Origin of the sequence: Nocardia sp. NPDC127579 (genome assembly GCF_042672005.1) — a bacterium.
Taxonomy (GTDB): Bacteria; Actinomycetota; Actinomycetes; order Mycobacteriales; family Mycobacteriaceae; genus Nocardia.
In genome coordinates, this window is sequence record NZ_JBHXVZ010000006.1 from 370,534 (window position 1) to 393,616 (window position 23,083).

Consider the following 23,083-nt stretch of genomic DNA (forward strand, 5'->3'; position numbering starts at 1 on the left):
GTTCGCTGCCGGGGACGCGGATGAACCGCCGTGGGCCGCTGTGGTGTTTCCGCCCACGATGAGGCGGGCCAGGCGCCGACCTGCGGGGCGGGTGTTACCGGGGCGGCGTGGAATGCCCCTGTTGCTCGGGCCTGCCCGCGCGGACCGTTCCGATCTCGATATCGCCCTGGAACGTGCTGTGCGTCACACGAACCCCGGTCCCGGTGGAGGTGACCTCACGGATCCGCAACGCCGCCCCGGTCACCTGCTCCAGGTCGACGCCGACCGCGGCGCCGGCGGCCGCCTCGTGCGCCCGGACCGCCGCGATCAGCGCCTGCGCCGCGGCCAGCAGGTCGGTGTCACCGTCGGCGCCCGCCCGTTGCAGATCCTCGACCAGCACCGCACGCCGAGGCGCCGAATCGGGTTGGCGCTCGATCGACTCCACCCCTGCGGATCCCACGCGCCCCGTAACCAGTTCTTTCAGCTTCTGATAGGCGTCGACCACCACCTGCTTGGCCGTATCGGAAACCCCCGCCACCGCACCCACCGCGACCGCCTCGGCCACGATCTCGGGCACCGACTCCAACATGACATCCCCTCCCGCCGCATTCAGCCGAATGTTCTGCCTCGCACTGTAGCCCGATCGGCCCACCCCCACCCCGAACTTGCCGAAACCGACGAAGGCCGGCGGTGCCGGCTGAGCCGGATCACCGCGGTCGCGAAGCCGTAGCGCCGCGGAACACGATGTGCAGAATCGAAGTATGCGCATCGAGGTGCTCGGACCGCTGCGGGTGGTGGACGGCGACCGGGTCGTCGGTGTGGGCGGGGTGCGTTCGCGAGCATTGCTGGCGCGGCTGGCGCTGGCGGGGTCCGCTGTCTCGGCGCACGCGCTGGTGGCGGCCGTCTGGCCCGAGCAGAGTCCGAAACATCCTGAGGCCGCGCTGCATTCGCTGGTGTCTCGGCTACGGCGGGCGCTGCCCGATTCGGCGGAATTGCGCGCGGAGACCGCGGGCTATCGGCTGGATGTACCGGCGGAGACGATCGACGCCGTGCGATTCGAGCGTTCGGCCGATCGAGGTCGACGCGCGTTGCGTGCCGGTCGGCTGGGTGTGGCGGAAGAACTGCTGACCGAGGCACTGGATCTATGGCGCGGCGAGCCGCTGGCCGATCTGGCGCACCTGTCGTTCGCGGCGGCGGCCGCTGCGCGCTGGACGGAGATCCGGTTGGGCGCGGTCGAGGATCGGATCGAGGCGATGCTGGCCGGGCCGACCGGGCACACCGGCCTGTGCACCGAGCTGAACCAGTTGCTCGCCGACCACCCGCTGCGCGAACGCTTGCGCGAACTGCTCATCCGCGCGTTGATCGCCGACGGCGAACAGACCGCAGCGCTGTCGGCCTACGAGGACTACCGCGCCGCACTCGCCACGGACCTGGGCGCCGATCCGGGCCCGGAACTGCGTCGACTTCATCTGCGGCTGCTGCGCGGCGACACCGAGCGGGTCGCCGGGAACGTGCGTGCGCCGCTGACCAGCTTCTTCGGGCGCGCGGTAGATCGGCGGCAGGTCGTCCGGCGGTTGCGCGACGAACGCCTCGTCACTCTGGTCGGGCCCGGAGGGGTGGGGAAGACTCGTCTCGCCACGGAAGTCGGTGCGGACCTGGCCGTTCCGGTTTGGCTGGTGGAGCTCGCGGCCTCGGCCCGCCCGGACGATCTGCCCCGGACGGTGGCGGCCGCACTCGGCCTCCGGGAATCCGCCGACGCGACAGCAGGTCTGGTCGAGTTCCTGGCATCCGCGCAGACCGTGCTGATCTTCGATGGTTGTGAGCATGTGATCGACCACGCCGCACAGCTCGCCGCCGAGCTCCTCGGCCGCTGCCCGCGGGTGCGGATCCTCGCCACCAGCCGGGAACCGCTCGGCATCAGCGGTGAGACGCTGTATCCGGTATCACCGCTGGCACCGGGCCCGGCGGTCCGGCTGTTCACCGAGCGCGCCCGCGCGGTCCAGCCCGCGTTCGTAGCCACCGACACGGTCGACCGGATCTGCCGCCGCCTGGACTGCCTGCCCCTGGCCATAGAGTTGGCCGCCGTGCGTCTGCGCTCGATGTCGATCGATGCGCTCGCGGCCGGGCTCGATGACCGATTCCGGCTGCTGACCGGCGGCAGCCGCACGGCACCGCCCCGGCACCGGACCCTGCGGGCCGTGGTGGCGTGGAGCTGGGATCTGCTGACCGACACCGAACGTGCGGCCGCGGATCGGCTGGCCGTCTTCCCGGCGAGCTTCACCAGTGCGGCAGCCGAATCTATCTGTGTACCAAAGGAAGACCTCTACGCACTGGTCGACAAATCCTTGCTGGACTACGTGGACGGCCGCTACCGGATGCTCGACACGGTCCGCGAATTCGGCCTCGATCGGCTGACCACCGCGGGGACGTTGGCCGCGGCCCGCGCCGCCCACGCGACCTGCTTTCTCGAGCTGGCCGAACGCGCGGAGCCATATCTGCGCGGCACGGAACAACTCTCGTGGCTGACCTGTCTGGCCGGCGAACGGCACCAGTTCGACGCGGCGCTCGCATTCAGCAGGGACACCGCGGATTCGGTGACGGCGGTCCGATTGGGCGCGGCGCTCGGCCAGTTCTGGGCCGTTCACGGAGATCACGCCGAAGCCGCCGGGCTGCTCAGCGAGATCCTGTGCATGCCAGGGGAGGTAGCGCCGGACACACGGCTGCGCGCTACCGCCGGCTACCTGCTCAACGCGCTGTTCGCGGGCAGTCTCGGCACGATCTCGGTGCCGCGCCCGGTCCGGGCCTGCGATCCGGTGTCGGCCTTCGTGTTCGCCCTGCTCGCCCTGGCCGACGGCGCGCTCGACGACGGTATCGACGTATTGGAACCCCATCTACGACACCATGATCCATGGACTCGCGGCATGCTCTGGTTCATTCGCGCGCTGCTGCGCGGAGCGGCGGGGCGCGACAGCCGCGGCGACCTCATCGCGGCCGTCGACTGCTTTCGGGTCTGCGGGGAGCGCTGGGCCTGGTCGCTGTCGTTGATGTCGCTGGCACACGTGTCCAGCACCGCCGGCGACGCGGACGCGGCCAAGGCCATGCTGGACGAGGCCGCGCGACTGTCCCGGGAACTGGGCACCCATGACGGGCAGCGCGCCTGGCTGGCCATGGTCCGTATCGACGCCGGAGATGTCGAGACCGCGCGCACGGAGTTGACCGACCTGCTCGCCTGCGACGCCGCGTCACACGAGTACGCGCTCGCACACATCTCGCTCGCCGATCTGGCCCGCTACGAGGGTGATCTCGACGCGGCGCGAATCCATCTCGGCAGCGTCGCCGACGCCGCGCAACCCCCCGAGCGCGCCCTCTATGCGGCCGGCGCCGGGTATCTAGCGGCGGCCACCGGTGAATTCGATACTGCCGCACGCTATCTCGGCGAGGCACGGGATATCGCCTGCACACTGCCCGATCTGCCGATGTTGGCGCATGTGGCGGTCGGCCTGGCCGATCTCGCGCATCGCGGCGGCCGGCCCGCCCAGGCGTCGGAGATCCTCGGCGTCGCGCACGCACTGCGAGGCGGGCCCAACTCGGGCCATCCCGATGTCGCGCGATTGACTCGCGCGCTGCGCGAATTCCGCGCCGACTACCGGCGCGGCAGTGCTCTCGATCCGGCCGATGCGCTCGAACGGGTCCGGATGTTCTAGCCACGACCGGCTTCGGCTCGTTCGGCCAGGAACTCGTTGCGGCAGCCGCCGCAGCAGAACGCGAACAGTTCGCCGTCGAGGTCCACCGTGACGGTGTCGTCGCGCAAGGGGACCAGCACGCCACACAGTGGATCCCGCAGGGCCCGCCCGGCCGCGGCCTCCTCCTGATAGGGGGCACTGAGCATCTCGACGAGATCCTGCGACCGAGCGGCCTTGCCGAGCATTCCGACACTGCCCTCCGAGATCCCGATGACCTGTACCTGGACGGTCGGCCGCTGGTAGGGCAGGTCGCGATCCTCGAACTCCTCGGCGAGAATACGAGTCGCGTACGAGATCACCGTCTCGCTCATGTCCTTGCGCCACGGCCCCGGTACGAAGACCCGCACCAGGCAGTGCGGCGGGTCCTCCTCGGTGAGCAGTCGTTCCCCGGCAACCCATACCGGGGGCCGGTGCACCACCACTTGAAACATCGACGCGAACACCGCGGCCGACCGCGGCGCCATCGCGTGACCGCCCGCTTCCGGATCGTGCGCGCCCAATTCGTGAATCGTGCCCAGCCGCCGCGCGACTCGTCGCTGCTGCGCCGAGTCGAGCGCTCCCTCGGACACGAACAGTTCGATGAACATCATCGTCGATCACCTCCACCGGCACTCTCCCGCGCCGGTCTGCCGAAACGCTGTCGAAGCGCTGTCAGCACGGAGCGCCCCTGGATTCACGGTATGTAGCCCCTCGGTTGTCAGGTTTCGTATTCTTCGGTGGATCGCGTTCTAGGTCGAAGGGGTGACTGGATGCCCGCGCACGATGCGCCGTTCGGAGTCGAACGGGTGGTCCCGGACGAGAGCTGGGGCGGGAATCTGCAGCGAATACTGGGGACTGTTCGTGAGGAAGCGGTGGTGGCGGTATCCGCACCTCGGCGGATGAAGCGGTATTACCAGTCCGAGGCGCTCGTGTTGCGCGACCTGCTCGATGCCGGTAGACGGGTTCGGGTGCTCTATTCGCGGGATTACGCGGTGTCCCGGGTGCCCGACCCGGGCCCGTTCTCGACGCTGATGGCGGCGCATACCAAGGTCACGGGCATCGATTTCCCGAACACGATCATCGTCGATCGCCGGATGGCGGTGGTGTGGAGCGCGGCTCGGTCGGACGCGGTCCTGGTTCGGGAACCGTCGCTGCTGCGGGCGCTGTACCAATTCACCACGACGACATGGGATTCGGCGACGCTGCTGGCACGGCAGCCGCGATTGGACGCGATGTCGGCAGCCGTGGTGCAGGCACTGGGGGCGGGATTGACCGACGAGGCGGCAGCCAAGCGGTTGTCGGTTTCGCTGCGCACGTATCGGCGTCATGTCGCGCTGCTCATGGCGCGGCTGGGTGTACGGACTCGTTTCCAGCTCGGGGCGCGGATCGCGCAGATCTGGCAGGAACCTGCCGACCTCGTTCCCGTAGAGCCGATTTCGTAGTTCGGCTCCGTAGGTTTCCGGCATGGCCTTCAATGTCGCTGACCTCTTCGAACACGCCGTCGACGCGGTGGGGGACCGGATCGCGATCATCTGCGGTGATCGCCAGGTCACCTATCGCGAACTCGATTCTCGCGCCAACCGATTGGCGCATCATCTCGCCGCACACGGTGTCGGCCGTGGCGACCATGTCGGGGTGTATTCCCGCAATTCCATCGAAGCGGTCGAAGCCATGCTCGCCGCCTACAAACTGCGCGCGGTTTCGGTGAGCGTCAACTACCGCTATACCGCCGAGGAAGTCCGCTACATCGTGGACAACGCCGATCTCGTCGCACTCGTGCACGAGCGCCGGTACTCCGATGTCGTCGCGGCGGTCGCGCCGCACACCCCGAAACTGACCGGCATAGTCGTCGTCGACGACGGCTCGGAGCTCGCCTACGACCACGGCGTCGACTACGCCGCCGCGCTCGACGCGCAGTCACCCGCCCGCGATTTCGACGCACGCAGCTCCGATGACCTCTACCTCCTCTACACCGGCGGCACCACCGGCTTTCCGAAAGGAGTGATGTGGCGGCACGAGGATGTCTGGCGGGCGCTCGGCGGTGGCATCAACCATGTGACCGGCGAATATGTCCGGGACGAATGGCAATTGGCCGAACAGGCGGCACAATCGCCGGTCGGTGTGGTGCTGGCGCCGCTGTCTCCGCTCATCCACGGCGCGGCGCAGTGGGCGACGTTCATCGGCTTGAACTCCGGCGGCACACTGGTTTTCGTGCCGCAGTTCGACGCCGACGAGGTGTGGCGGCTCGTCGAGCAGCATCGGATCAACGCGTTCACCGTCGTCGGTGACGCGATGGCCAAGCCGTTGCTGGACGCCTACCGGGCCGGTGACTACGACGCCTCGTCCGTCTGGTCCATCAGCAGTCACGCCGCGCTGTTCTCGCACGCGCTGAAACAGCAGTACGTCGAGTTGTTCCCGACGGTGTTCATCACCGATGTGGTCGGCTCCTCCGAAAGCGGCGGTACCGGGCTCGGGGTGGTCACCAAGGACGCCGATCATTCGCAGGGACCGCGGGTGCGGGTCAACGCCCACACCGTCCTGGTCGACGCGGACGGCGAACTGGTCGAGCGGCGGCCGGGGGCGGTCGGGCGGATGGCTCGCACCGGCCATATCCCGCTCGGCTACTACAAGGATCCGGAGAAGTCCGCGACCATTTTCGTCGAGATCGCCGGAACGCGATACGTGGTGCCCGGTGACTACGCCCGCTATGAAGCCGACGGCACGGTCACGCTGCTCGGCCGTGGCTCGGAGTGCATCAATACCGGTGGTGAGAAGGTGTTTCCCGAGGAGGTGGAGGGCGCGCTGAAGTCGCATCCCGAGGTGGTCGACGCCCTGGTGATCGGTGTCGCGGACGAGCGCTTCGGCGCGGCGGTGGCGGCGCTGGTGCAGCCGCGGGCGGGCTCGATCGATCCGGCGGAGCTCGACGCCCACGTCCGGACGATGGTGGCCGGTTACAAAGCGCCCCGTACCTACTGGCTGGTCGCGGAGATGACGCGGCAGCCCAGTGGCAAAGCCGACTATCCGGCGGCGAAGAAGTACGCCGCCGAACATGCGGCGCAAGCCTGTCCGGTGCGGTCAACGACCCTGTAGGTCAGGGTATTTGGTGCTTTCGGCGGCCCCGTCCGGTGTGTGGACTACCTTACTTCGCATGGGGCGGCGTAATGGGACGAGTGGATTGGCGACGGACCAGACCTTGTTGCATCGGTTCGTCATCGGGCAGTTGGCGGCGGCCGGACTGGATCGGGAACGCCTGATCCGGGAGTGCGGTGTGCCCGAGTGGGCGCTGACCGGGCCCGGGGTGTTCGTGCCCAGCGCGACCTTCGCGCGCCTGTGGGAGGTCGCGGCGGACTGGCTGGATGATCCCGCGGTGGGGCTGCGGATCGGCGCCCGCTACCAGTTCAGGACCACCCAGCTGTTCGACTACCTGTTCGCCAGCGCCCCGACGGTCGGCGCGGGCCTGGCGACCTGCGGTCCCTACATCAGCGCGGTCACCACCAACCACCGCTTCGACCTGGTAGACGCGCCCGATGGCGGTGCGACGCTGCGGCTGGACATGCTCGACAGCGAAGGCCGGGCGCGCGATCTGACCCACGCGTGGGGCCTGTCGGCGGTGCTGACCCGTGCCCGCGACCTGGTCGACGCGCCGCTGGACCCGGTCCGGGTGTCGCTGCGCCAGGCCGCGCCCCGCGATCTCACCGCCTATCGGGCGGTATTCCCTGGCGCGCGCATCGATTTCGGCGCGGCGGAGGATTCGATGACCTTCCATGCCGCGGATATGGACCTGCCGCTCAGAACGGCCGATCCGGTGCTGGCAGGGGTGTTGCAGCCGCTCGCGGCCGCGCTGCCACCGCCGCCGCCGCGGTCGCTGGCCTGGCCGGAGCGGGTGGCGGTCGCCATCGCGGCGGAGCTGGACCGCGGCGAGGTGTCGTTGCAGGCCGTGGCCCGTCGGCTCATCACCAGTCCGCGCACGTTACAGCGCCGACTCGCCGAATCGGGAACGACGTGGCGACTGGAATTGGATCGGGCGCGCCGTGCCCGGCTGGCCCTGGCCGCCACGGGCGGCCCGCTGAGCCGGGCCGACCAGGCGCGATTACTCGGATACAGCGACAGTGGTTCATGGCGCCGGACGGCGCTGCGCTGGGCGGTGGCGACCGACGCGCCCACCAGAGCCCGCTCACATCCGCAGGTGACTGGCCGCGATATTCCAGAAGAGGTTCCGTTCGAGCTGAGTGAAGTCCCAGCTCTCAACGATTTCGTGTGATTTGGCGACGATGCCGGGGATGTCGAAGTCGTCCGCTGTCGCGGCTCCCGTGGATTCGAGCGCTGCGACGACGAAGCGGATCGCGTTCTCACGCGTGCTGGACACGACACCTCCGGGGTGCTCGATGGACCCGACCTGACGACTCGCACGCGTCCTGACGACGCGGCTGACACACTTTCCCGGTCAGTGTCGGTCGAGCACCACGCTCGCGCCAAGGGCGAAACGTGCCAATGACGGTGAAACGCGCCTACTCTGGCGTGCCGCCGCGGCGGTGGTGCGCACTACGGTACCCGCCGGTCGGCGTGTCTCCGGGGTTTGCTGAAAAGTGGCCAGTACTGTCCGCGAAATGCGCCGAGTGCTGCTCGTCCTGGCCGCCGTTGGTGTCTTCTCGGGGTCGGTTCAGGCCCCCGCTCCCGCCGATCCCGGAGGCTGGCAGCGGGCGCTGGAGGAGATCGTCGCGCTCGGCGCGGCCGGAGTGCAGGCTCACGTCCAGACGCCCGCGGGTGCCTGGGACGGGTCGGCGGGCGTCGTGCAGCTGGGGCGGCCGGAGCCGGTGCCGCCGGGTGGACGGTTCCGGATCGGCAGCATCACCAAGACGATCACCGCGACGGCGCTGCTGCAGCTGGTCGGCGACGGGCGGATCGGGCTCGACGATCCGGTCGCGCGCTGGCTGCCGGAATTCGGTGTCGACCCCCGGATCACCGTGCGCATGATTCTCGGGCAGACCAGTGGACTGCTCGACTACCTCAACGGCGGAGCCGGATACGCGCCGCTGGTGGGCAATTCGATCGACGATATCCGGCGCAGCTGGCAGCCCGCCGATTTCGTGCGCTGGGCGACCGGGAAACCGCTGCTGTTCGAGCCCGGTGGCGGCTGGGCGTACTCGAACACCAACTACATCGTCGCAGGCATGCTGATCGAACGGGTGACGGGGCTGCCGTACCACTTCCACGTCTACACGCGAATCACCTTGCCGCTGCTCATGCTTCGCACCGGCGTGCCGAACACCTTCGACCGGATTCTCGGACCGCACGCGCACGGCTACTACGATTACGGCGGCGGCCTGATCGATGTCACCGACCAGAATCCGTCCTATGTGTGGGCGGCGGGCGGCATCGTCTCCTCCACCGGCGATCTGTACACCTTTCTGACCGGCCTGCTGGACGGCCGGCTGCTGCCGCCGCACCTGCTGGGCGAGATGCGGGCCTTCCGGCACGTGAACGATTCCTACAGTTACGGTCTCGGTCTCTACGAGTTCCGGCTCGGCGACGGCTGCCTGGGATACGGGCACAACGGCTATGTCAACGGCTTCGGTTCGCTGGCGCTGCGCAGTCCGGACGGGCGCTACGGCGTCACGCTGTCGGTCACCGAATCCGCCGACAACCGCTATACCGCCGCCCTGGACCGTTTCGTCGAGAACGTCATGTGCACGCCCTGACCTCCGCGGACGTGTCGGTGCCCGGTGCGAGACTCACGGCATGCGATGGGCGGTGGCGGAGACGGCGGAGGGGGTTCGGTTGTGCCCGCTGGATTCCGCGGGGCGGCCCGCGGGGCCGGTGGAGCGGGAATCCTCGCTGAGCGCGGCGGTGCGCGCGCGGCCGCAGGTGCAGCGGTGGGTGTGGCGCTCGACCGCGGAGATGTATCGCCGGCTGCTCGCGGACGGGGTACGGGTGCCGCGCTGCTACGACGTGGAGGCGGCGGAGTCGCTGCTGATCGGGCATCTGGAGGGACAGGCGGGCCAGCCGCGGTCGCTGGCGGCGGCGTGGGCCCGGTTGCATCGCCGGCCGGTGCCGCCGGACGCGCCCGCGCGCGCCGCGGAGACCCAGCCGTCGCTGTTCGACTCCGGGCCGGCGCCGTTGCCGCACGGTGTCGACGAGTTCACCGCGCTGCTGGCGGTGTACGCGGATCAGGTCGCGCGCACCGCGACCACGCGACATCCGGAGCGGATGCGGCTGCTGCTGGCCGCGGAGTCGGCGGGCATGCTGGTCGCCGCGGAGCTGGGGCGCGCCGGAATCCCGTGGCGCGCCGACGTGCACCGGGAACTGCTGGCGGAGCTGCTCGGCGAACGGATCGCGGGCGGGGAACCGCGCCGCATGGTGGAGCTGGCGCAGGAGGTGTCGCGGGCCTTCGGTGCGCGGGTGCGGCCGGATCTGCCCGCCGAGGTCATCAAAGCGTTCGGGCGGGCGGGCATTTCGCTGTCCTCGACCCGCAAGTGGGAATTGCGGGAGATCGATCATCCGGCGGTCGCGCCGCTGCTGGCCTACAAGTCGCTGTATCGCCTCTACACCGCGAACGGCTGGTCCTGGCTCGAGCAGTGGGTGCACGAGGGCCGCTTCCGGCCCGAGTATCAGCCCGGCGGCACGGTCACCGGGCGCTGGACCACCAATGGCGGTGGCGCGCTACAGATTCCGAAGATTGTGCGGCAGGCGATCCGCGCCGAGCCGGGCTGGCGGCTGGTGGTCGCCGACGCCGCCCAGATGGAACCGCGCATCCTGGCCGCGATCTCCCGCGATCCGGGGTTGATGGAGGTGGCCGGACGCGGCGAGGACATGTACGCGGATCTGGCGGTCCGCGCCTTCGGCGGTGACCGGGCCCAGGCCAAGCTCGCCATGCTCGGCGCCATCTACGGTCAGACTTCCGGTGACGCGCTCACCCACGTGGCCGAACTGCGCCGCCGCTATCCGGCCGCCATGGCCTATGTCGACGACGCGGCGGCCGCCGGCGAACAGGGCCGGCTGGTGCGCACCTGGCTGGGCCGCACCTGCCCGCCCGCCACCGCCGCCTCGTTCGACCCGGAGGCCGGTACGACGCCCGCCGCCCGCGCCCGTGGGCGCTTCACCCGCAATTTCGTCGTCCAGGGCAGCGCCGCCGAATGGGCGCTGCTGGTGCTGGCCGGTCTGCGCAACAGCATCGCCGATGCCGGGTTGCGCGCCGAGCTCGTCTTCTTCCAGCACGACGAGGTGATCGTGCACTGCCCGGCCGAGGAAGCCGAGACGGTGGCCGCGGCGATCGCCTCGGCCGGTACGGTCGCGGGCCGAATCGCCTTCGGCGCCACCCCGGTTCGGTTCCCGTTCAGCACCGCGGTGGTCGAATGCTACGGCGACGCCAAATGATCCGGGCCCGCGAAATCCGCTGATTCGCGCCGCGCTCGCGCCCGGCGGCCCACAATGGGTGCCCCGGGTGCGCAACCGCGAGGGTAGCGGCGGCCGAATCGGGAATAGCCGAGACAGAGGGCCGGACGGCGAGGTTATGAGGTGATCCGGATGCTGAACCAGCCTCGGCCGGTGACGCGCATGTGGCGATTGCGTCCGTGGAACACCAATCCGCTGATGCGCGCGTCGGACCGCTGCGAGATCCTGGTCCGGATCGTGGCCGTGCTGCTGGTGCTGCTCGCGGTGCCGGTGGCCGGCGCCGCGGGCACGGCGAGCTACGACAATGCCGCGACCCGGATCGCCGCCGAGAACGCCACCAAGATGGCGGCGCCCGCGATCGTGGTCGAATCCCCGGCGCCGCTGCCCGCCCCGCTGAACCGGTCCGGGGACAGTCTGGATCTCTACACCGCGCCGGTGCGCTGGACCTGGCAGGATCGTCCCGGCACCGGGACCGTCGAGGTGCCGGGCACCGCCGCGCCGGGCGACGAGGTGCGGGTCTGGCTCGGCCCGGACGGCAATCCGGTGCCCGCGCCGCTGCCGTCCAGCAGCGCCGCCACCGCGGGCATCGGGACCGCCCTGACCATGCTGTGCGCGCTCTGGGGCGCGGCGTTGGCGCTGGTGTGCGGCACCGCGTGGCTGCTCGGGGCCCGTCGCGGCGCGACCTGGGCGCGTGAGTGGCGCGCGATCGATCACCGGATCGGCGGCGAGGACCGGCGATAGCGCGACCCCCGGGAAATGTGACCTGCGACCTCACGGGTGGGTGGCGGGCCACAGTGAAAATGCGGCCCTGATTAGCATCGATGGCGCGAACGTATCGACGAACCCCGAGGATCTGTGTTGACTACCGAACAGCTCGATCGCTGGAACGCCCAGGAAGCCGCCGCCGAGGCGATGATTCCCCTCATCGGCACGCTGTACCGGGGGAAGGGTGTGACGATCCTGCTGCACAGCCGGCCGCTGGTGAACAAGTCGGTGATCAGCATCCTGCGCACGCACCGCTTCGCGCGTCAGATCGAGGGTGAAGAGCTGTCGGTGGACGAGACCCTGCCCTTCCTACAGGTGCTCGCCGAGCTGGATCTGGGCCCGTGCAAGATCGATCTCGGCCAGCTCGCCATGGGCTACCGCATCGACAACCGCGGCCTGTCGGTGCGCGAGTACGCCGAGACCGTGCTCAGCGAGGTGCTCGACGGCAACAAGGCGCAGTCGGCGGGTCCGCGCGATGTGGTGCTCTACGGCTTCGGCCGGATCGGCCGCCTGGTCACCCGCCTGCTGATCGAGAAGGCCGGCTCCGGCAACGGCTTGAACCTGCGGGCCGTGGTGGTGCGCAAGGGCGGCGCGGACGATCTGATCAAGCGAGCCTCGCTGCTGCGCCGCGACTCGGTGCACGGCAAGTTCAACGGCACCATCAAGGTCGATGTCGAGAACGAGACGATCACCGCCAACGGCAACGTGATCCGGTTCATCTACAGCAACGACCCCACCACCATCGACTACACCGAGTACGGGATCAACGACGCGATCCTGATCGACAACACCGGCAAGTGGCGCGACCGCACCGGCCTGGAGCAGCATCTGCGCCCGGGCATCGCCAAGGTGGTGCTGACCGCGCCGGGCAAGGGCGATGTCCCGAATATCGTGCACGGCGTCAATCACCGTGATCAGGATGTGTCGCAGCGGATCTTCTCCTGCGCCTCCTGCACCACCAACGCGATCGTGCCGCCGCTGAAGGCGATGGAGGACGAGTACGGCATCATCCGCGGCCACGTGGAGACGGTGCACTCGTTCACCAACGACCAGAATCTGCTCGACAACTACCACAAGGCCGATCGCCGCGGCCGGTCCGCGCCGTTCAACCTGGTGCTCACCGAGACCGGAGCCGCGTCGGCGGTGGCCAAGGCGATGCCGGACTTCCAGGCCAAGATCACCGGTAACTCGATTCGCGTTCCCACGCCGGATGTCTCGATGGCGATCCTGAATCTGCAGTTGAAGCAGGAGACCACCAAGGCCGACGTGCTGGCCTACCTGCGTCAGGTGTCGCTGTCGGGTCCGATGAGCCGCAACCTGGACTACACCGCCGCCACCGACGCGGTGTCCAGCGATTTCATCGGTTCGCGCGCGGCGTCGATCATCGACGCCAACGCGACCATCGTCGAGGGTGACACCGCGATCCTCTACGTCTGGTACGACAACGAATTCGGTTACTCCTGCCAGGTGGTGCGCACCGTGCAGTACATCTCGGGTATCGAGTACCCGACCTACCCGCAGCTGGACAGCATCGGCGCCGATCGCGTGCTGACCGGCGCCGAAGCGTAGCTCACTGCGCCGTCGGGACCCAGGCCCCCTGCTCGTGGAGCAGGGGGCCTTCGCGGTGGCGGGAGGGCTGATGCCAGCGGAATTCGTCGGTGGGGGTCAGTTCGGTGGTGGCGACGGACATGCGCTCGCCGGGCAGTAGCCGGTCCGCGGGGGCGAGTGCGGTGGCGCGGTCCAGGAATTCCGCGCGCAGGCGGTCGAGTTCGCTGTTCGGGAACAGGGTCGGTTCGCAGTACTTCTCGACCGCGGTCTGCCAGATGTCGGCGGCCGGGCTCGGGAGGCCGAGAGTGACCTCCTCCCAATGGATCACCGTCATGCCGGCCGGGCGCAGCAGGGCGTCGACGGAGTCCCGGGTGCACGGGTCGGCGCGGTGGTGCTCGGGTGGCAGCGCGTCGAACAGGGGCCGGGTGACGGTGAAGAACAGGTCGTAGCCGCTGCCCAGTTCCGGGCGGGCGGGCATCGAGGCCACGAAGCGGCCGTTGGGTGCGAGGACCCGGGCGGTTTCGGCGACGACCGGACCGGCTTCGGGCAACTGCGCCAGCGCCATGTGCGAGATCACCGCGTCGAAGGAGTCGTCGGCGAAGGGTAGTTCCTCGGCGCGACCGAGATACAGCGCGGCATCGGCCAGTTCCGGTCGGCTGTGCGCCACCGCCAGTTCGTGCTCCGACATGTCAACGCCCGCAAGATGTTTCGCGCCGCGAGCGGCGAGCAGGGCGAGTAGCGCGCCGTCGCCGCAGCCGATATCGAGGAAGCGCTGCGCGCCCGCGGCCCGCTCGGCCAGCAGGTGATAGCTGGCCCGGCCGTCCGGCAGCGGGTTGGTCTGGACGCCGGGCTGGGTTGCGCACGCTGACTCCATGCGGACAATCTATCGTGCCCGGCCGTCGAACAGTATTGCCACGGTGCGGATTTCAGCTACACCTAACATTCGCGCCCGCGGCCGTCCATCCGGTGCGGCGGTCCGGTGGCATCTGGCTGCCGCCGTCGGAGCCGGTCGGCGGGGCGAATCTCTCGTTATGGCAGCGGTATCCGTGCCGAGGTCACCGTTTCGTCAGGAAACAGGAACGTCAGCAATTTTCGGGAACACCTCATTCGAGCCGGGCGCGACCCGGAAGCACGAAAATTAAGAAGTACCATTATGCGTAGAGCAACGGCGCTCTTCGCCGCTTTACTGTTGGCCATCCTCATTTCCCTTATCGACCTCGCCGCGCCGAAGGCGAATGCCGATCCCTGCACCGGGGATTGGGCCATCGGCATCGGCGGCCTGGGGGACAACACATCGTCGGTGTTCGTCCCCTTCGTTCATCAACCCGTCGGCTACAACTCCGCTGACGCGCTGTCCGGTCTGAACGAACTCCACCGGCTGTTCTGGTCGCATCGCGACCAGTGCCCGGGCGATCATATCCGGCTGATCGGGCACAGCCAGGGCGCGGCCATCGTGCACGCCTGGGTGACCGCGAATCAGCATGTCGGCAATGCCAATGCCATTCTGCTGGCCGACCCCAAGCGGGCTCCCGGTCCCGGCTGGGGCGGTGTGTCCTCGACGCCGGGCAGCGGGCTCGTCGGTTATCCGCTGGCGGGCGTGGACGATTGGTTCGGCCCGTTCCCGACCCTGACCGTCTGCAATCGCGACGATCAGATCTGCGACACCTCCGCGGGCTGGTGGGGTTATCTGTTCGGCGGTGCGCACAGCCGATACGATTTCAACGTCTGGAATTACGGCGCCTGGGATTCCGGCGTCTGGTACCGGTAACCGGTGCGTAGGAGAGGGCCGGTACCCGTGCGGTACCGGCCCTCTTCGACTGAATTCATGCCCCGGGGAGGTGCATACGGCCACGTCGGCGAAGGTGACCTGACACGTGGCGGCGGTAGGGCCGCGGAATTGATCCGCAAATCGTGGCGACCTCACTCCGAACACCTGAATCTTCCGCTGCCGGACGAGTGTTCAGCCATTGTCGGATGCCGAGCGAATTATCACTTTCCGGTGCAAAAGTAATCGAGCTGTCCAGGGTGCTTGCCGCCGAAATTACCCAGCTGCGCCGAACCAGCGGCGCAGGTGCGCGTCCAGCTCCGCCTGTTCGTCCCCGAGCCAGGCCACATAGCCGTCCGGGCGCAGCAGCACGGCGGGCGCGTCCACCTCGGCCGCCGGATCGACGACGCGCTCGACCCGATCCGACCACCCCGCCGCCGACAGCCCGCCAGTGCGGTCCAGCAGCAGACCCTTTCCGCCGCGCAGGATTTCGAAGAGCCGGCCCGAGCCCACCGGAATATCCCGCAGCCGGCGGCCGAGCAGGGCGGGGCCGGGGCCGAGGTCGTAGCGGACCCCGATCGCGGTCACCTGCTCGGTGAGCAGGCGGCTCACCGCCTCGATCTCCATCAGCTCGGCGACGAGGTCGCGCACCGCCCGCGGGCCCGGTTCGGGGAGCAGCATCTGCATCTGGGCGCGGGTGGTGCCGAGCACGTGGGCCGCGACCGGCCGCCGCTCCGCCTCGTAGGTGTCCAGCAGGTCCGCGGGCGCCCACCCGTGCACGGTGGCCGCGAGCTTCCAGCCCAGATTGCAGGCATCCTGGATGCCGAGATTGAGGCCCTGTCCGCCGACCGGCGGATGGACGTGCGCCGCGTCGCCCGCCAGCAGCACACGCCCGGTCCGATACTGTTCGGCCAGCCGGGTGGCGTCGCCGAAGCGCGACAGCCAGCGTGGCGAGTGCGCGCCGAGATCGGTGCCCGCGGTGGCCTTGAGCTGCCGGGTGAACTCCTCGAAGGTGGGCGGGGCCGACCGGTCCTGCGCCACCTCGGCGGCGGGTGTCAGCACCCGGTAGCCGCCGGACGCGAGTGGCATTGCGCCGAAACGTAATTGGGTCTTGCGCACCTCGGTGTTGACGGCGGTGACGGTATCCGGGTCGGCGGTCAGCTCCATCTCGCCCAGCAGGGTGTCGACGTGGCTCGGTTCGCCGGGGAAGCCGATGCTCAGCAGCGTGCGCACCGTACTGCGGCCGCCGTCGCAGCCGACCAGGTACCGCGCCCGCAGCCGGGTGCCGTCGGCCAGTTCGGCGGTCACGCCCTGCTCGTCCTGGGTCACCTCGGTGACCGCCTGACCGCGCCGGATCTCCGTGCCGACCTCGAGGGCGTGTTCGAGCAGCAGCCGGTCGGTGATGTTCTGCGGAATGGCGAGCGTGTAGGGGTGCGCGGTGTCCAGATCGGCCGGTGGCGGCTTCGGAATTCCGGCGAAGAAGCCGCCGACCGGATGTTTGGTCCCGTGTTCGAGGAATCGCTCGAGCAGTCCCCGCTGATCCAGGAGCTCGATACTGCGCACGTGCAGGCCCAGCGACCGCACGATCGGAGTCGGCTCGCTGTCTCGTTCGATCACCACGGTCCGCACCCCGTACAGCCGTAATTCGGCGGCCAGCATGGTCCCCGTCGGCCCGCCACCAACGATGATCACATCGATCATGAGCAATCCCACTTCCCTGTGATCCCGCGTTTCCGCAGGTAATCGGCTTCCGGCCGACGATTGTGCGCCATACCCGGGGCCTTGCCGCAAGCCCCCGGGTGCGCGTTATGGTGAAAGGGGAAGGGATCGGAGTTCAGCGCGGGGGCTGGTTCATATCTCGATTCGTGGTGGGGATCTCGATACTGATCGGCATCCGGAGCTCGGCCAGGTAGACGAGCGCGGCCTGGCGCAGGAACTCGTCGAAGAGCCAGTAGGCGTCGGGGGCCAGCGGCACGACCGGCAGCAGGCCCTCGCGCACGGCGATGAACGGGCCCCAGCTCAGGCGCAACAGCGGATCCCAGACCGGTTCGCGGGCGATGGCCAGGCCGTCGGCGATCGGGTCGCCGAGCAGGAAGCGGGTGAAGGCGCCCAGCACCGGCTTGGTCAGGATGGCCAGATCGAGCTGGGCGCCCAGGCGCAGCAGCCGGTCGGCGAGCCGGGCGCCCTCGGGGGTGGCGGCCAGGATCGGGTCCAGCACCTGCGCCGCTTGGGACTCGGCCTCCGGCCAGCTCGCCGGAATGTACTCGTCGCGCACGCCGAGCATGTGCGCGGCCACCTGCCAGGAGTGCAGGAACGCCTCGGATTCGGGCGCCGGGATCGGCACGCGCCAGGCGGTGAGATGCCGCATGACGGTGGTGGGCAGGCTGTGCCAGGTCACCATGATGTCGTTCTGGCTGATCGGGATGTCCTCGTCGGCGACGAAGGCCCAGTGCGGCGACTGCGGGAGCAGATGGCGCACCGCCGCGTGCACCAGCCGGGTCTTGACACAGGTGACCACCATTTCGCCGTCGGGGGCGTAGGCGTTGTGGGTACCGATGTCATAGCCCAGTTTCGCGGTCTTGGAGATGCGGTCCTTGAGGTCGTGGCCGCCCTGGGAGTAGTAGACCGCGCGGGCCTCCTTGGGGATGACGGTGCTCATCATGCCGCTGGCCAGCCCGTACAGGACCCCGAGGTACAGGCCGCGCTTCTTGTTGAATTCGACCGCGGTGGCGAGTTTGCCCTGGTCGGCCCATTGGGGCAGGCGGCGGGCGTATTCCATGAACTCGTGCAGGTCCGCGGGTAGGCCGGCGGGCAGGGGCTGGCCGTTTCTGGTCCAGGTCCGCAGCAGGGCGTTGACCCGGGGGACTTCGCCGCGTTCGATCACCCCGGCGACCACCGGGTCGGCTTCGGGGTCCCACACGGTCAGGGGGTCGGCGCCGTCGCCGTCGCCGGCGACCGATCCCTGCGGCGACCAGGTCCATGGTTCGGCTCGGGCGGGTGCGATGGCGCCGAAGGCGCCGAGCGCGCCCAGGGCGCCACCGACTTTGAACGCGTCGCGTCTGCTGAATCCATCCACCGTCGCCACTCCTCATCGAGCTTGTTCTGCGAAGAATTCTTAGTAACTTAACTCGAGGATGGACAGGTGTCCGGGCTTTGGTCGATATTGGTGTCAAGCCGACTTGAGAGCTGAAAGATCGGTAACAACATCATGATTCGGCGGCGGCAGCGGCATGTAAGACGGCCTCCGCGGCTTTCTAGTTCTATTAGAATTGCTGGACACTTACGAAAGGCGCTCGCGAAAACGGTACGCGCACGGCACTATTCGAGGCTGTGCCACACACACTCGCCGACGTCCTGCCCTCCGTCGCCGCCTCCTTCGGGCTGCCCGCCGCCGATCCGCTCGGCATCGCACCCAACCGGGACATGGTGGTATTGCTCATCGACGGTCTCGGCGCCGAACTGCTGACCCGCCACCGCGCGGTCGCGCCCACACTCGCCGCGCACGTGGTCGCGACCCTGGCCACCGGCTTCCCGGCGACCACCGCCACCAGCCTGGCCAGCCTCGCGCTCGGCGCGCCGTGCGCTACGCACGGCATCATCGGCTACTCCTTCGCCCTGCCCGACACCGGCTCGCACCGACTGTTCAACTCGCTGCGCTGGCGCTTCGACGGCGCCACCGGCCCGGACGCGCGCGCGGATCTGCCGCCCGAACAGGTGCAACCGCATCGGAGCCGGTTGCAGGACCTCGCCGCGCACGGCGTCGATGTGCACTATGTCGTCCCCGCCTATCAGCGGACCTCCGGTCTGACCCGCGCGGTGTTCCGGGCCGTCGGCACCGTGCACCCGGCCACCACCCTGGACCAGGTGCGGGACGGAATCCTCGCGGTCGCGAATCATTCCGGCACCGGCTCACGATTCGCCTACGCCTACTTCCCGGATCTCGACGGGATGGGCCACCTGCACGGTCCCGGCTCCCAGCCGTGGCTGGCGGTGTTGCGCGACCTCGAAGCCGTCGTGGCCGACCTGCTGAGCGCACTGCCCGGCACCTGCACCCTGCTCATCACCGGCGACCACGGAATGATCCACGCGGACACCGTGATCGACCTCGACGCACGGCCCCGGCTGCACCAGGAGGTCCGGCTGATCGCGGGCGAAGCGCGCGCTCGCCACGTGTACCTCGAGCGGCCCGACGCGCTCGCCGACGTCCAGGCCGCCTGGACCGCCGAACTGACCGGCCATGCCCGCGTGGTCAGCCGGGAACAGGCGCTCGACGAACACTGGTTCGGGCCGACGCCGCCAGAACCGGTCATCGCGCACCGGATCGGCGACCTGCTGGCGGTCGCCGAGGGGCGCAGTGTGCTCTACTGCCCGCAGCGCGAACCGCTGGAGTCCTCGCTGGTCGGCCACCACGGCGCCTGGACCGCCGACGAACAGTTGGTCCCGCTGATCAGCAGTCGTCCCACAGCGTCGTGATCCACCGCCGGGTGTCCGCGGGATCGATGACATCGTCGAGTTCGAGGACCGCCGCGGCATTGAGCGCTGTGCTGTTGGCGTAGGCGAAGTGCACCATCGCCTGGAAGGTGCGCTCGCGCTCGGCCGGATCCGCGATGGCTTCCAGTTGCTTGCGGAAGCCCAGCCGCACAGCGCCTTCCAGACCCATGCCGCCGATTTCGCCGGTCGGCCAGGCGATCACGAAGCGCGGACTGCGGAACGAACCGGCCGCCATCGCCTGCGCGCCGAGCCCGTAACCCTTGCGCAGGACGACGGTGCCCAGCGGCACCGTCAAGGCGGCGCTGTCGATGAACAGCCGCGCGAACTTGGTCACCGTGGCCTCGCGCTCGGCCTCCGGGCCCACCATGAAACCCGGTGTGTCACACAGGGAGACGATCGGCAGGTCATGCGCGTCGCACAGGCGCAGGAAGGCGCTGAGCTTCTCGGCGGCCGGTGCGTCGATCGCGCCGCCGAGATGGTGGCCGTTGTTGGCGATCAGGCCGAGCGGGCGGCCCTGCACCCGCACCAGCGCGGTCACGATGCCGACACCCCAGTCGGCGCGCACCTCCAGCACGGAGTCCACGTCGACGATCGCCTCGATCGCGGCGCGCACCTCGTAGGCGCGTAACCGGTTCTCCGGCACCACATGCCGGGCCAGCCGCGGGTCCGGTGCGGTCCAGTCGGCCGGGGCCGGTCGGAAGTAGGCCAGGTAGCGGCGGGCGATCGCGACCGCGTCCGCCTCGTCGCGGGCCACGATGTGCACCACGCCGTTGCGCCGCTGCACCTCGACCGGGCCGATGTCCTCCGGCGCGTACACGCCGAGCCCGCCGCCCTCGATCATGGCGGGGCCGCCCATGCCGATATTCGCGTCCGGCGTGGCGATCACGACATCGCAGATACCGAGCAGGGCGGCGTTTCCCGCGAAGCAGCGGCCCGAGACGATGCCGATCAGCGGGACGCGTCCGGACAGCGCGCCCATGGCGCGGAAGGTGGTCACCTCGAGGCCCGAGACGCCGTGATAGTCGGTGTCGCCGGGCCGCCCGCCGCCGCCCTCGGTGAAGAACACCACCGGCAGCCGCTGCTCGTGCGCGAGTTCCAGGATCCGGTCGGTCTTCTCGTGATTGCGCATGCCCTGGGTGCCGGCCAGCACCGTGTAGTCGTAGGACAGCACGGCGGCGCGCCGGGATTCGATGGTGGCGACACCGGCGATCAGGCCGTCGGCCGGTGTGTTCGCCCGCAGATCGTTGTCGTTACGGCGCCCGCGCTGTGCGGCGATGGCCAGGGCGCCGTACTCCCGGAAGCTGCCCGCGTCGACCAGATCGGCGATGTTCTCGCGCGCGGTCCGGCGGCCCAGGCGGTGGCGTCTGGCCACGGCGTCCGGGCGGGCGGCGTCCTGGCCGATGCGGTGGCGTTCGAGCACCTCCGCGAGGTCCGGGCGGAGCGCGTCGAGGTCGAGTTCGACAGTCTCGGTGGTGGTTTCGCCGTGCTCGGCGGCCGTCCAGGTGAGCAGTAGCGTGTCCTGGTCGACAACGGTGCCCGTCTCGACCAGGGTGCGAGCTACCAGCAGTGGGGCCTCGGCCCGCACCACGTGCTGCATCTTCATCGCCTCCAGCACCGCGACTTCGCCGCCGGCCGGGACCACGGTCCCGGGTGCGGCGAGGGCGACCACCGTGCCGCTCATGGGGGAGCGCACGGCAGGCTCGTCGTCGAGAACAGCTGTTTCCGGCGAGGTTTCGCCGACGGTCGCCGCTCGCGCGCCGGAGTCGGGTTCGTTGTCGTGCGGTGTGATGGTGTGCGGTGTTCTCGACTCGTCGGCAGATCGTGCCCCGTCGGGGAGGGGCGTGGTTTCGGGTGATGCGGCCCGCAGCTGTTCGGCGTGCTGCTCGAACCAGGTGGTGGAGACCGGACCGGTATCGGCGAGTGCGGCCAATACGGCGCGTAGGAGTGGCGCGTTGGTGTCGACACCGGAGACCACGAGTTCGGCCAGGGCGTCCGAACAGCGTTGCAGGGCAGCGGAATAGGACGGTGCGCGCGCGATCACCTTCGCCAGCAGGGCATCGAAGTCGGGGGTGATTCGGGTGCCCGGGCGGGCGTGCGTGTCGACGCGCACGCCCGCGCCGGTCGGTGCAGCGAAGTGGACCAGTGTGCCGGTGCTGGGCAGTAGATCGCCTGTGGCGGCGAGGTGTTCGGCGTTCACTCGGGCTTGGACGGCGAATCCGCGCGAAGCCGATGCGGGAAGGCCGAGTTCGCCGATGGTCGCGCCACGCGCCAGAGCCAATTGCACCGCAACCAGATCCAGCCCGGTCGTTTCCTCGGTCACCGTGTGCTCGACCTGGAGGCGTGGATTCACCTCCAGGAACCAGGCGTCCTGGCCGGTGACCAGGAACTCGACGGTGGCCAGGCCACGCAGTCCGACCGACTCGACCAGCCGCGCCGCATCATGGTGCAGCCGATTCCGCAGTCCAGCATCGAGATTCGGTGCGGGAGCGATCTCGATCAGCTTCTGCCGCCGCCGCTGCACCCCGCAATCGCGATCACCCACCGCGACGGCCTGCGTCCCGTCCCCGACCACCTGCACCTCGATATGGCGCGCGTCGGCCGCCAGCGCCTCCGCATACAGCGTGCCGTCGCCGCAACTCGCCAGCGCTTCCGCTCGGCACCGCGCGACCGCCTCCGCCACTTCTCCCGATTCCCGGACGATTCGCTGCCCACGCCCGCCACCCCCGTGTGCGGCCTTGACCATCACCCCACCCGGATGCGCCTCGAGCAACGCGGCGATCGCAGCCAGCTCCGGATCGGCCGTATTCGTCACCGACTGGCCGTGAACCGCGTCGGTGGTCGCGTCGGCGTGCGTCGTCTTCACGGCCACCTCCGAGACCATTGCGTGGGCATCCTGTTCGGCCCGGGTCGTATACGGAGTCGGCGTAGCGCTGGTGGTGATCCGTTCACCGTTGGTCGCGGCGGGGGTGAGGTCTGTCGTCGAAGCCGGTGTGGCAGCGGTCGCGGGGTACGCGGTGGTGGCGGGCAGGACCGGCAGTCCCGCCGCGGTGGCGGCGGCGCGGGCGGCGAGTTTGTCGCCGAAGGTGCGCAGCACGTGCGGGGCGGGACCGACGAAGACCAGGTCGGCGGCCGCGCAGGCGGCGGCGAATTCGGCGTTCTCGCTGAGGAATCCGTAGCCGGGATGTACCAGGGCACCGGGGCCTGCGGTCCGGGCGGCCGCGAGCACGGCCGCGATGTCCAGGTAGGCGGCGGCGCCGGTACCGGGCAGCGGCACGACCTGGTCGGCGAGGTGGGCGGCGAGCGTCGGCTGCTCCGGTGCGGTGCACAGCGCGTAGGTCGTGGCGCCTTGCTCGCGGGCGGTGCGCAGTACTCGGACGGCGATTTCGCCGCGATTGGCGATGACTACCTTCACGCGGCACAG

The 23,083-nt window shown here is 69.5% G+C and carries 16 protein-coding genes; 10 read left to right on the plus strand and 6 right to left on the minus strand.

The genetic code is table 11. From position 1 onward, the window contains the following. Positions 1 to 94: 94 nt before the first annotated feature. On the minus strand, positions 95 to 568 hold the full coding sequence (locus tag ACFVMC_RS22300; protein WP_379213026.1) for a hypothetical protein: 474 nt from the start codon (positions 566 to 568) through the stop codon (positions 95 to 97). Between the two features lie 172 nt (positions 569 to 740). On the opposite strand from ACFVMC_RS22300, the gene ACFVMC_RS22305 reads away from it, so the two are divergent. Next, a complete protein-coding gene (locus ACFVMC_RS22305) occupies positions 741 to 3,683 on the plus strand; it encodes a BTAD domain-containing putative transcriptional regulator (protein ID WP_379213028.1) in 2,943 nt (980 codons plus the stop codon). Here ACFVMC_RS22305 and ACFVMC_RS22310 read toward each other — a convergent pair. Beyond that, complete coding sequence (locus tag ACFVMC_RS22310) at positions 3,680 to 4,312, minus strand: hypothetical protein (RefSeq protein ID WP_379213030.1); 633 nt, start codon at positions 4,310 to 4,312, stop codon at positions 3,680 to 3,682. The genes ACFVMC_RS22305 and ACFVMC_RS22310 overlap by 4 nt on opposite strands. 159 nt (positions 4,313 to 4,471) lie before the next feature. On the opposite strand from ACFVMC_RS22310, the gene ACFVMC_RS22315 reads away from it, so the two are divergent. The 7 genes from ACFVMC_RS22315 to ACFVMC_RS22345 all read left to right on the plus strand — a co-directional run bounded on the left by ACFVMC_RS22315 (position 4,472) and on the right by ACFVMC_RS22345 (position 13,427). Next, positions 4,472 to 5,143 (plus strand): hypothetical protein, encoded by a 672-nt coding sequence (locus ACFVMC_RS22315; RefSeq protein WP_379213032.1) that lies wholly within the window; start codon positions 4,472 to 4,474, stop codon positions 5,141 to 5,143. 22 nt (positions 5,144 to 5,165) lie between these two features. After that, the gene (locus ACFVMC_RS22320; protein WP_379213034.1) at positions 5,166 to 6,791 is read left to right on the plus strand and encodes an acyl-CoA synthetase; all 1,626 of its coding nucleotides are present in this window, start codon (positions 5,166 to 5,168) and stop codon (positions 6,789 to 6,791) included. Between the two features lie 58 nt (positions 6,792 to 6,849). Next, positions 6,850 to 7,962, plus strand: coding sequence for an AraC family transcriptional regulator (locus ACFVMC_RS22325; RefSeq protein WP_379213035.1), 1,113 nt, complete (start codon positions 6,850 to 6,852; stop codon positions 7,960 to 7,962). Positions 7,963 to 8,308: 346 nt separating this feature from the next. After that, a complete protein-coding gene (locus tag ACFVMC_RS22330) occupies positions 8,309 to 9,400 on the plus strand; it encodes a serine hydrolase domain-containing protein (RefSeq protein ID WP_379213037.1) in 1,092 nt (363 codons plus the stop codon). A 40-nt stretch (positions 9,401 to 9,440) separates the two neighbouring features. Further along, entirely contained in the window at positions 9,441 to 11,075 is a 1,635-nt protein-coding gene (locus tag ACFVMC_RS22335; RefSeq protein WP_379213038.1) for a bifunctional 3'-5' exonuclease/DNA polymerase, read from the plus strand. A 150-nt stretch (positions 11,076 to 11,225) separates the two neighbouring features. Further along, a complete protein-coding gene (locus tag ACFVMC_RS22340) occupies positions 11,226 to 11,834 on the plus strand; it encodes a hypothetical protein (RefSeq protein ID WP_379213040.1) in 609 nt (202 codons plus the stop codon). A 171-nt stretch (positions 11,835 to 12,005) separates the two neighbouring features. Further along, positions 12,006 to 13,427: a glyceraldehyde-3-phosphate dehydrogenase gene (locus tag ACFVMC_RS22345; protein ID WP_379213283.1), complete on the plus strand. Its 1,422-nt coding sequence runs from the start codon at positions 12,006 to 12,008 to the stop codon at positions 13,425 to 13,427. A 1-nt stretch (position 13,428) separates the two neighbouring features. Here the strand turns inward: ACFVMC_RS22345 and ACFVMC_RS22350 are convergent, their stop codons facing one another. Then, positions 13,429 to 14,280, minus strand: coding sequence for a class I SAM-dependent methyltransferase (locus ACFVMC_RS22350; RefSeq protein ID WP_379213041.1), 852 nt, complete (start codon positions 14,278 to 14,280; stop codon positions 13,429 to 13,431). A gap of 279 nt (positions 14,281 to 14,559) precedes the next feature. Here ACFVMC_RS22350 and ACFVMC_RS22355 point away from each other — a divergent pair, with 279 nt between their 5' ends. Then, on the plus strand, positions 14,560 to 15,174 hold the full coding sequence (locus ACFVMC_RS22355; RefSeq protein ID WP_379213043.1) for a cutinase family protein: 615 nt from the start codon (positions 14,560 to 14,562) through the stop codon (positions 15,172 to 15,174). A 273-nt stretch (positions 15,175 to 15,447) separates the two neighbouring features. Here the strand turns inward: ACFVMC_RS22355 and rox are convergent, their stop codons facing one another. Both rox and ACFVMC_RS22365 read right to left on the minus strand, forming a co-directional pair. After that, positions 15,448 to 16,872 (minus strand): rifampin monooxygenase, encoded by a 1,425-nt coding sequence (gene rox / locus ACFVMC_RS22360; protein WP_379213045.1) that lies wholly within the window; start codon positions 16,870 to 16,872, stop codon positions 15,448 to 15,450. A 133-nt stretch (positions 16,873 to 17,005) separates the two neighbouring features. Further along, positions 17,006 to 18,247 (minus strand): oxygenase MpaB family protein, encoded by a 1,242-nt coding sequence (locus tag ACFVMC_RS22365; protein WP_379213047.1) that lies wholly within the window; start codon positions 18,245 to 18,247, stop codon positions 17,006 to 17,008. A gap of 254 nt (positions 18,248 to 18,501) precedes the next feature. On the opposite strand from ACFVMC_RS22365, the gene ACFVMC_RS22370 reads away from it, so the two are divergent. Then, entirely contained in the window at positions 18,502 to 19,644 is a 1,143-nt protein-coding gene (locus tag ACFVMC_RS22370; protein WP_379213049.1) for an alkaline phosphatase family protein, read from the plus strand. On the opposite strand, the gene ACFVMC_RS22375 is transcribed toward ACFVMC_RS22370, so the two are convergent. Then, complete coding sequence (locus tag ACFVMC_RS22375; protein WP_379213051.1) at positions 19,619 to 23,074, minus strand: carboxyl transferase domain-containing protein; 3,456 nt, start codon at positions 23,072 to 23,074, stop codon at positions 19,619 to 19,621. The two genes, ACFVMC_RS22370 and ACFVMC_RS22375, sit on opposite strands and share 26 nt — an antisense overlap. Between the last annotated feature and the right edge of the window lie 9 nt (positions 23,075 to 23,083).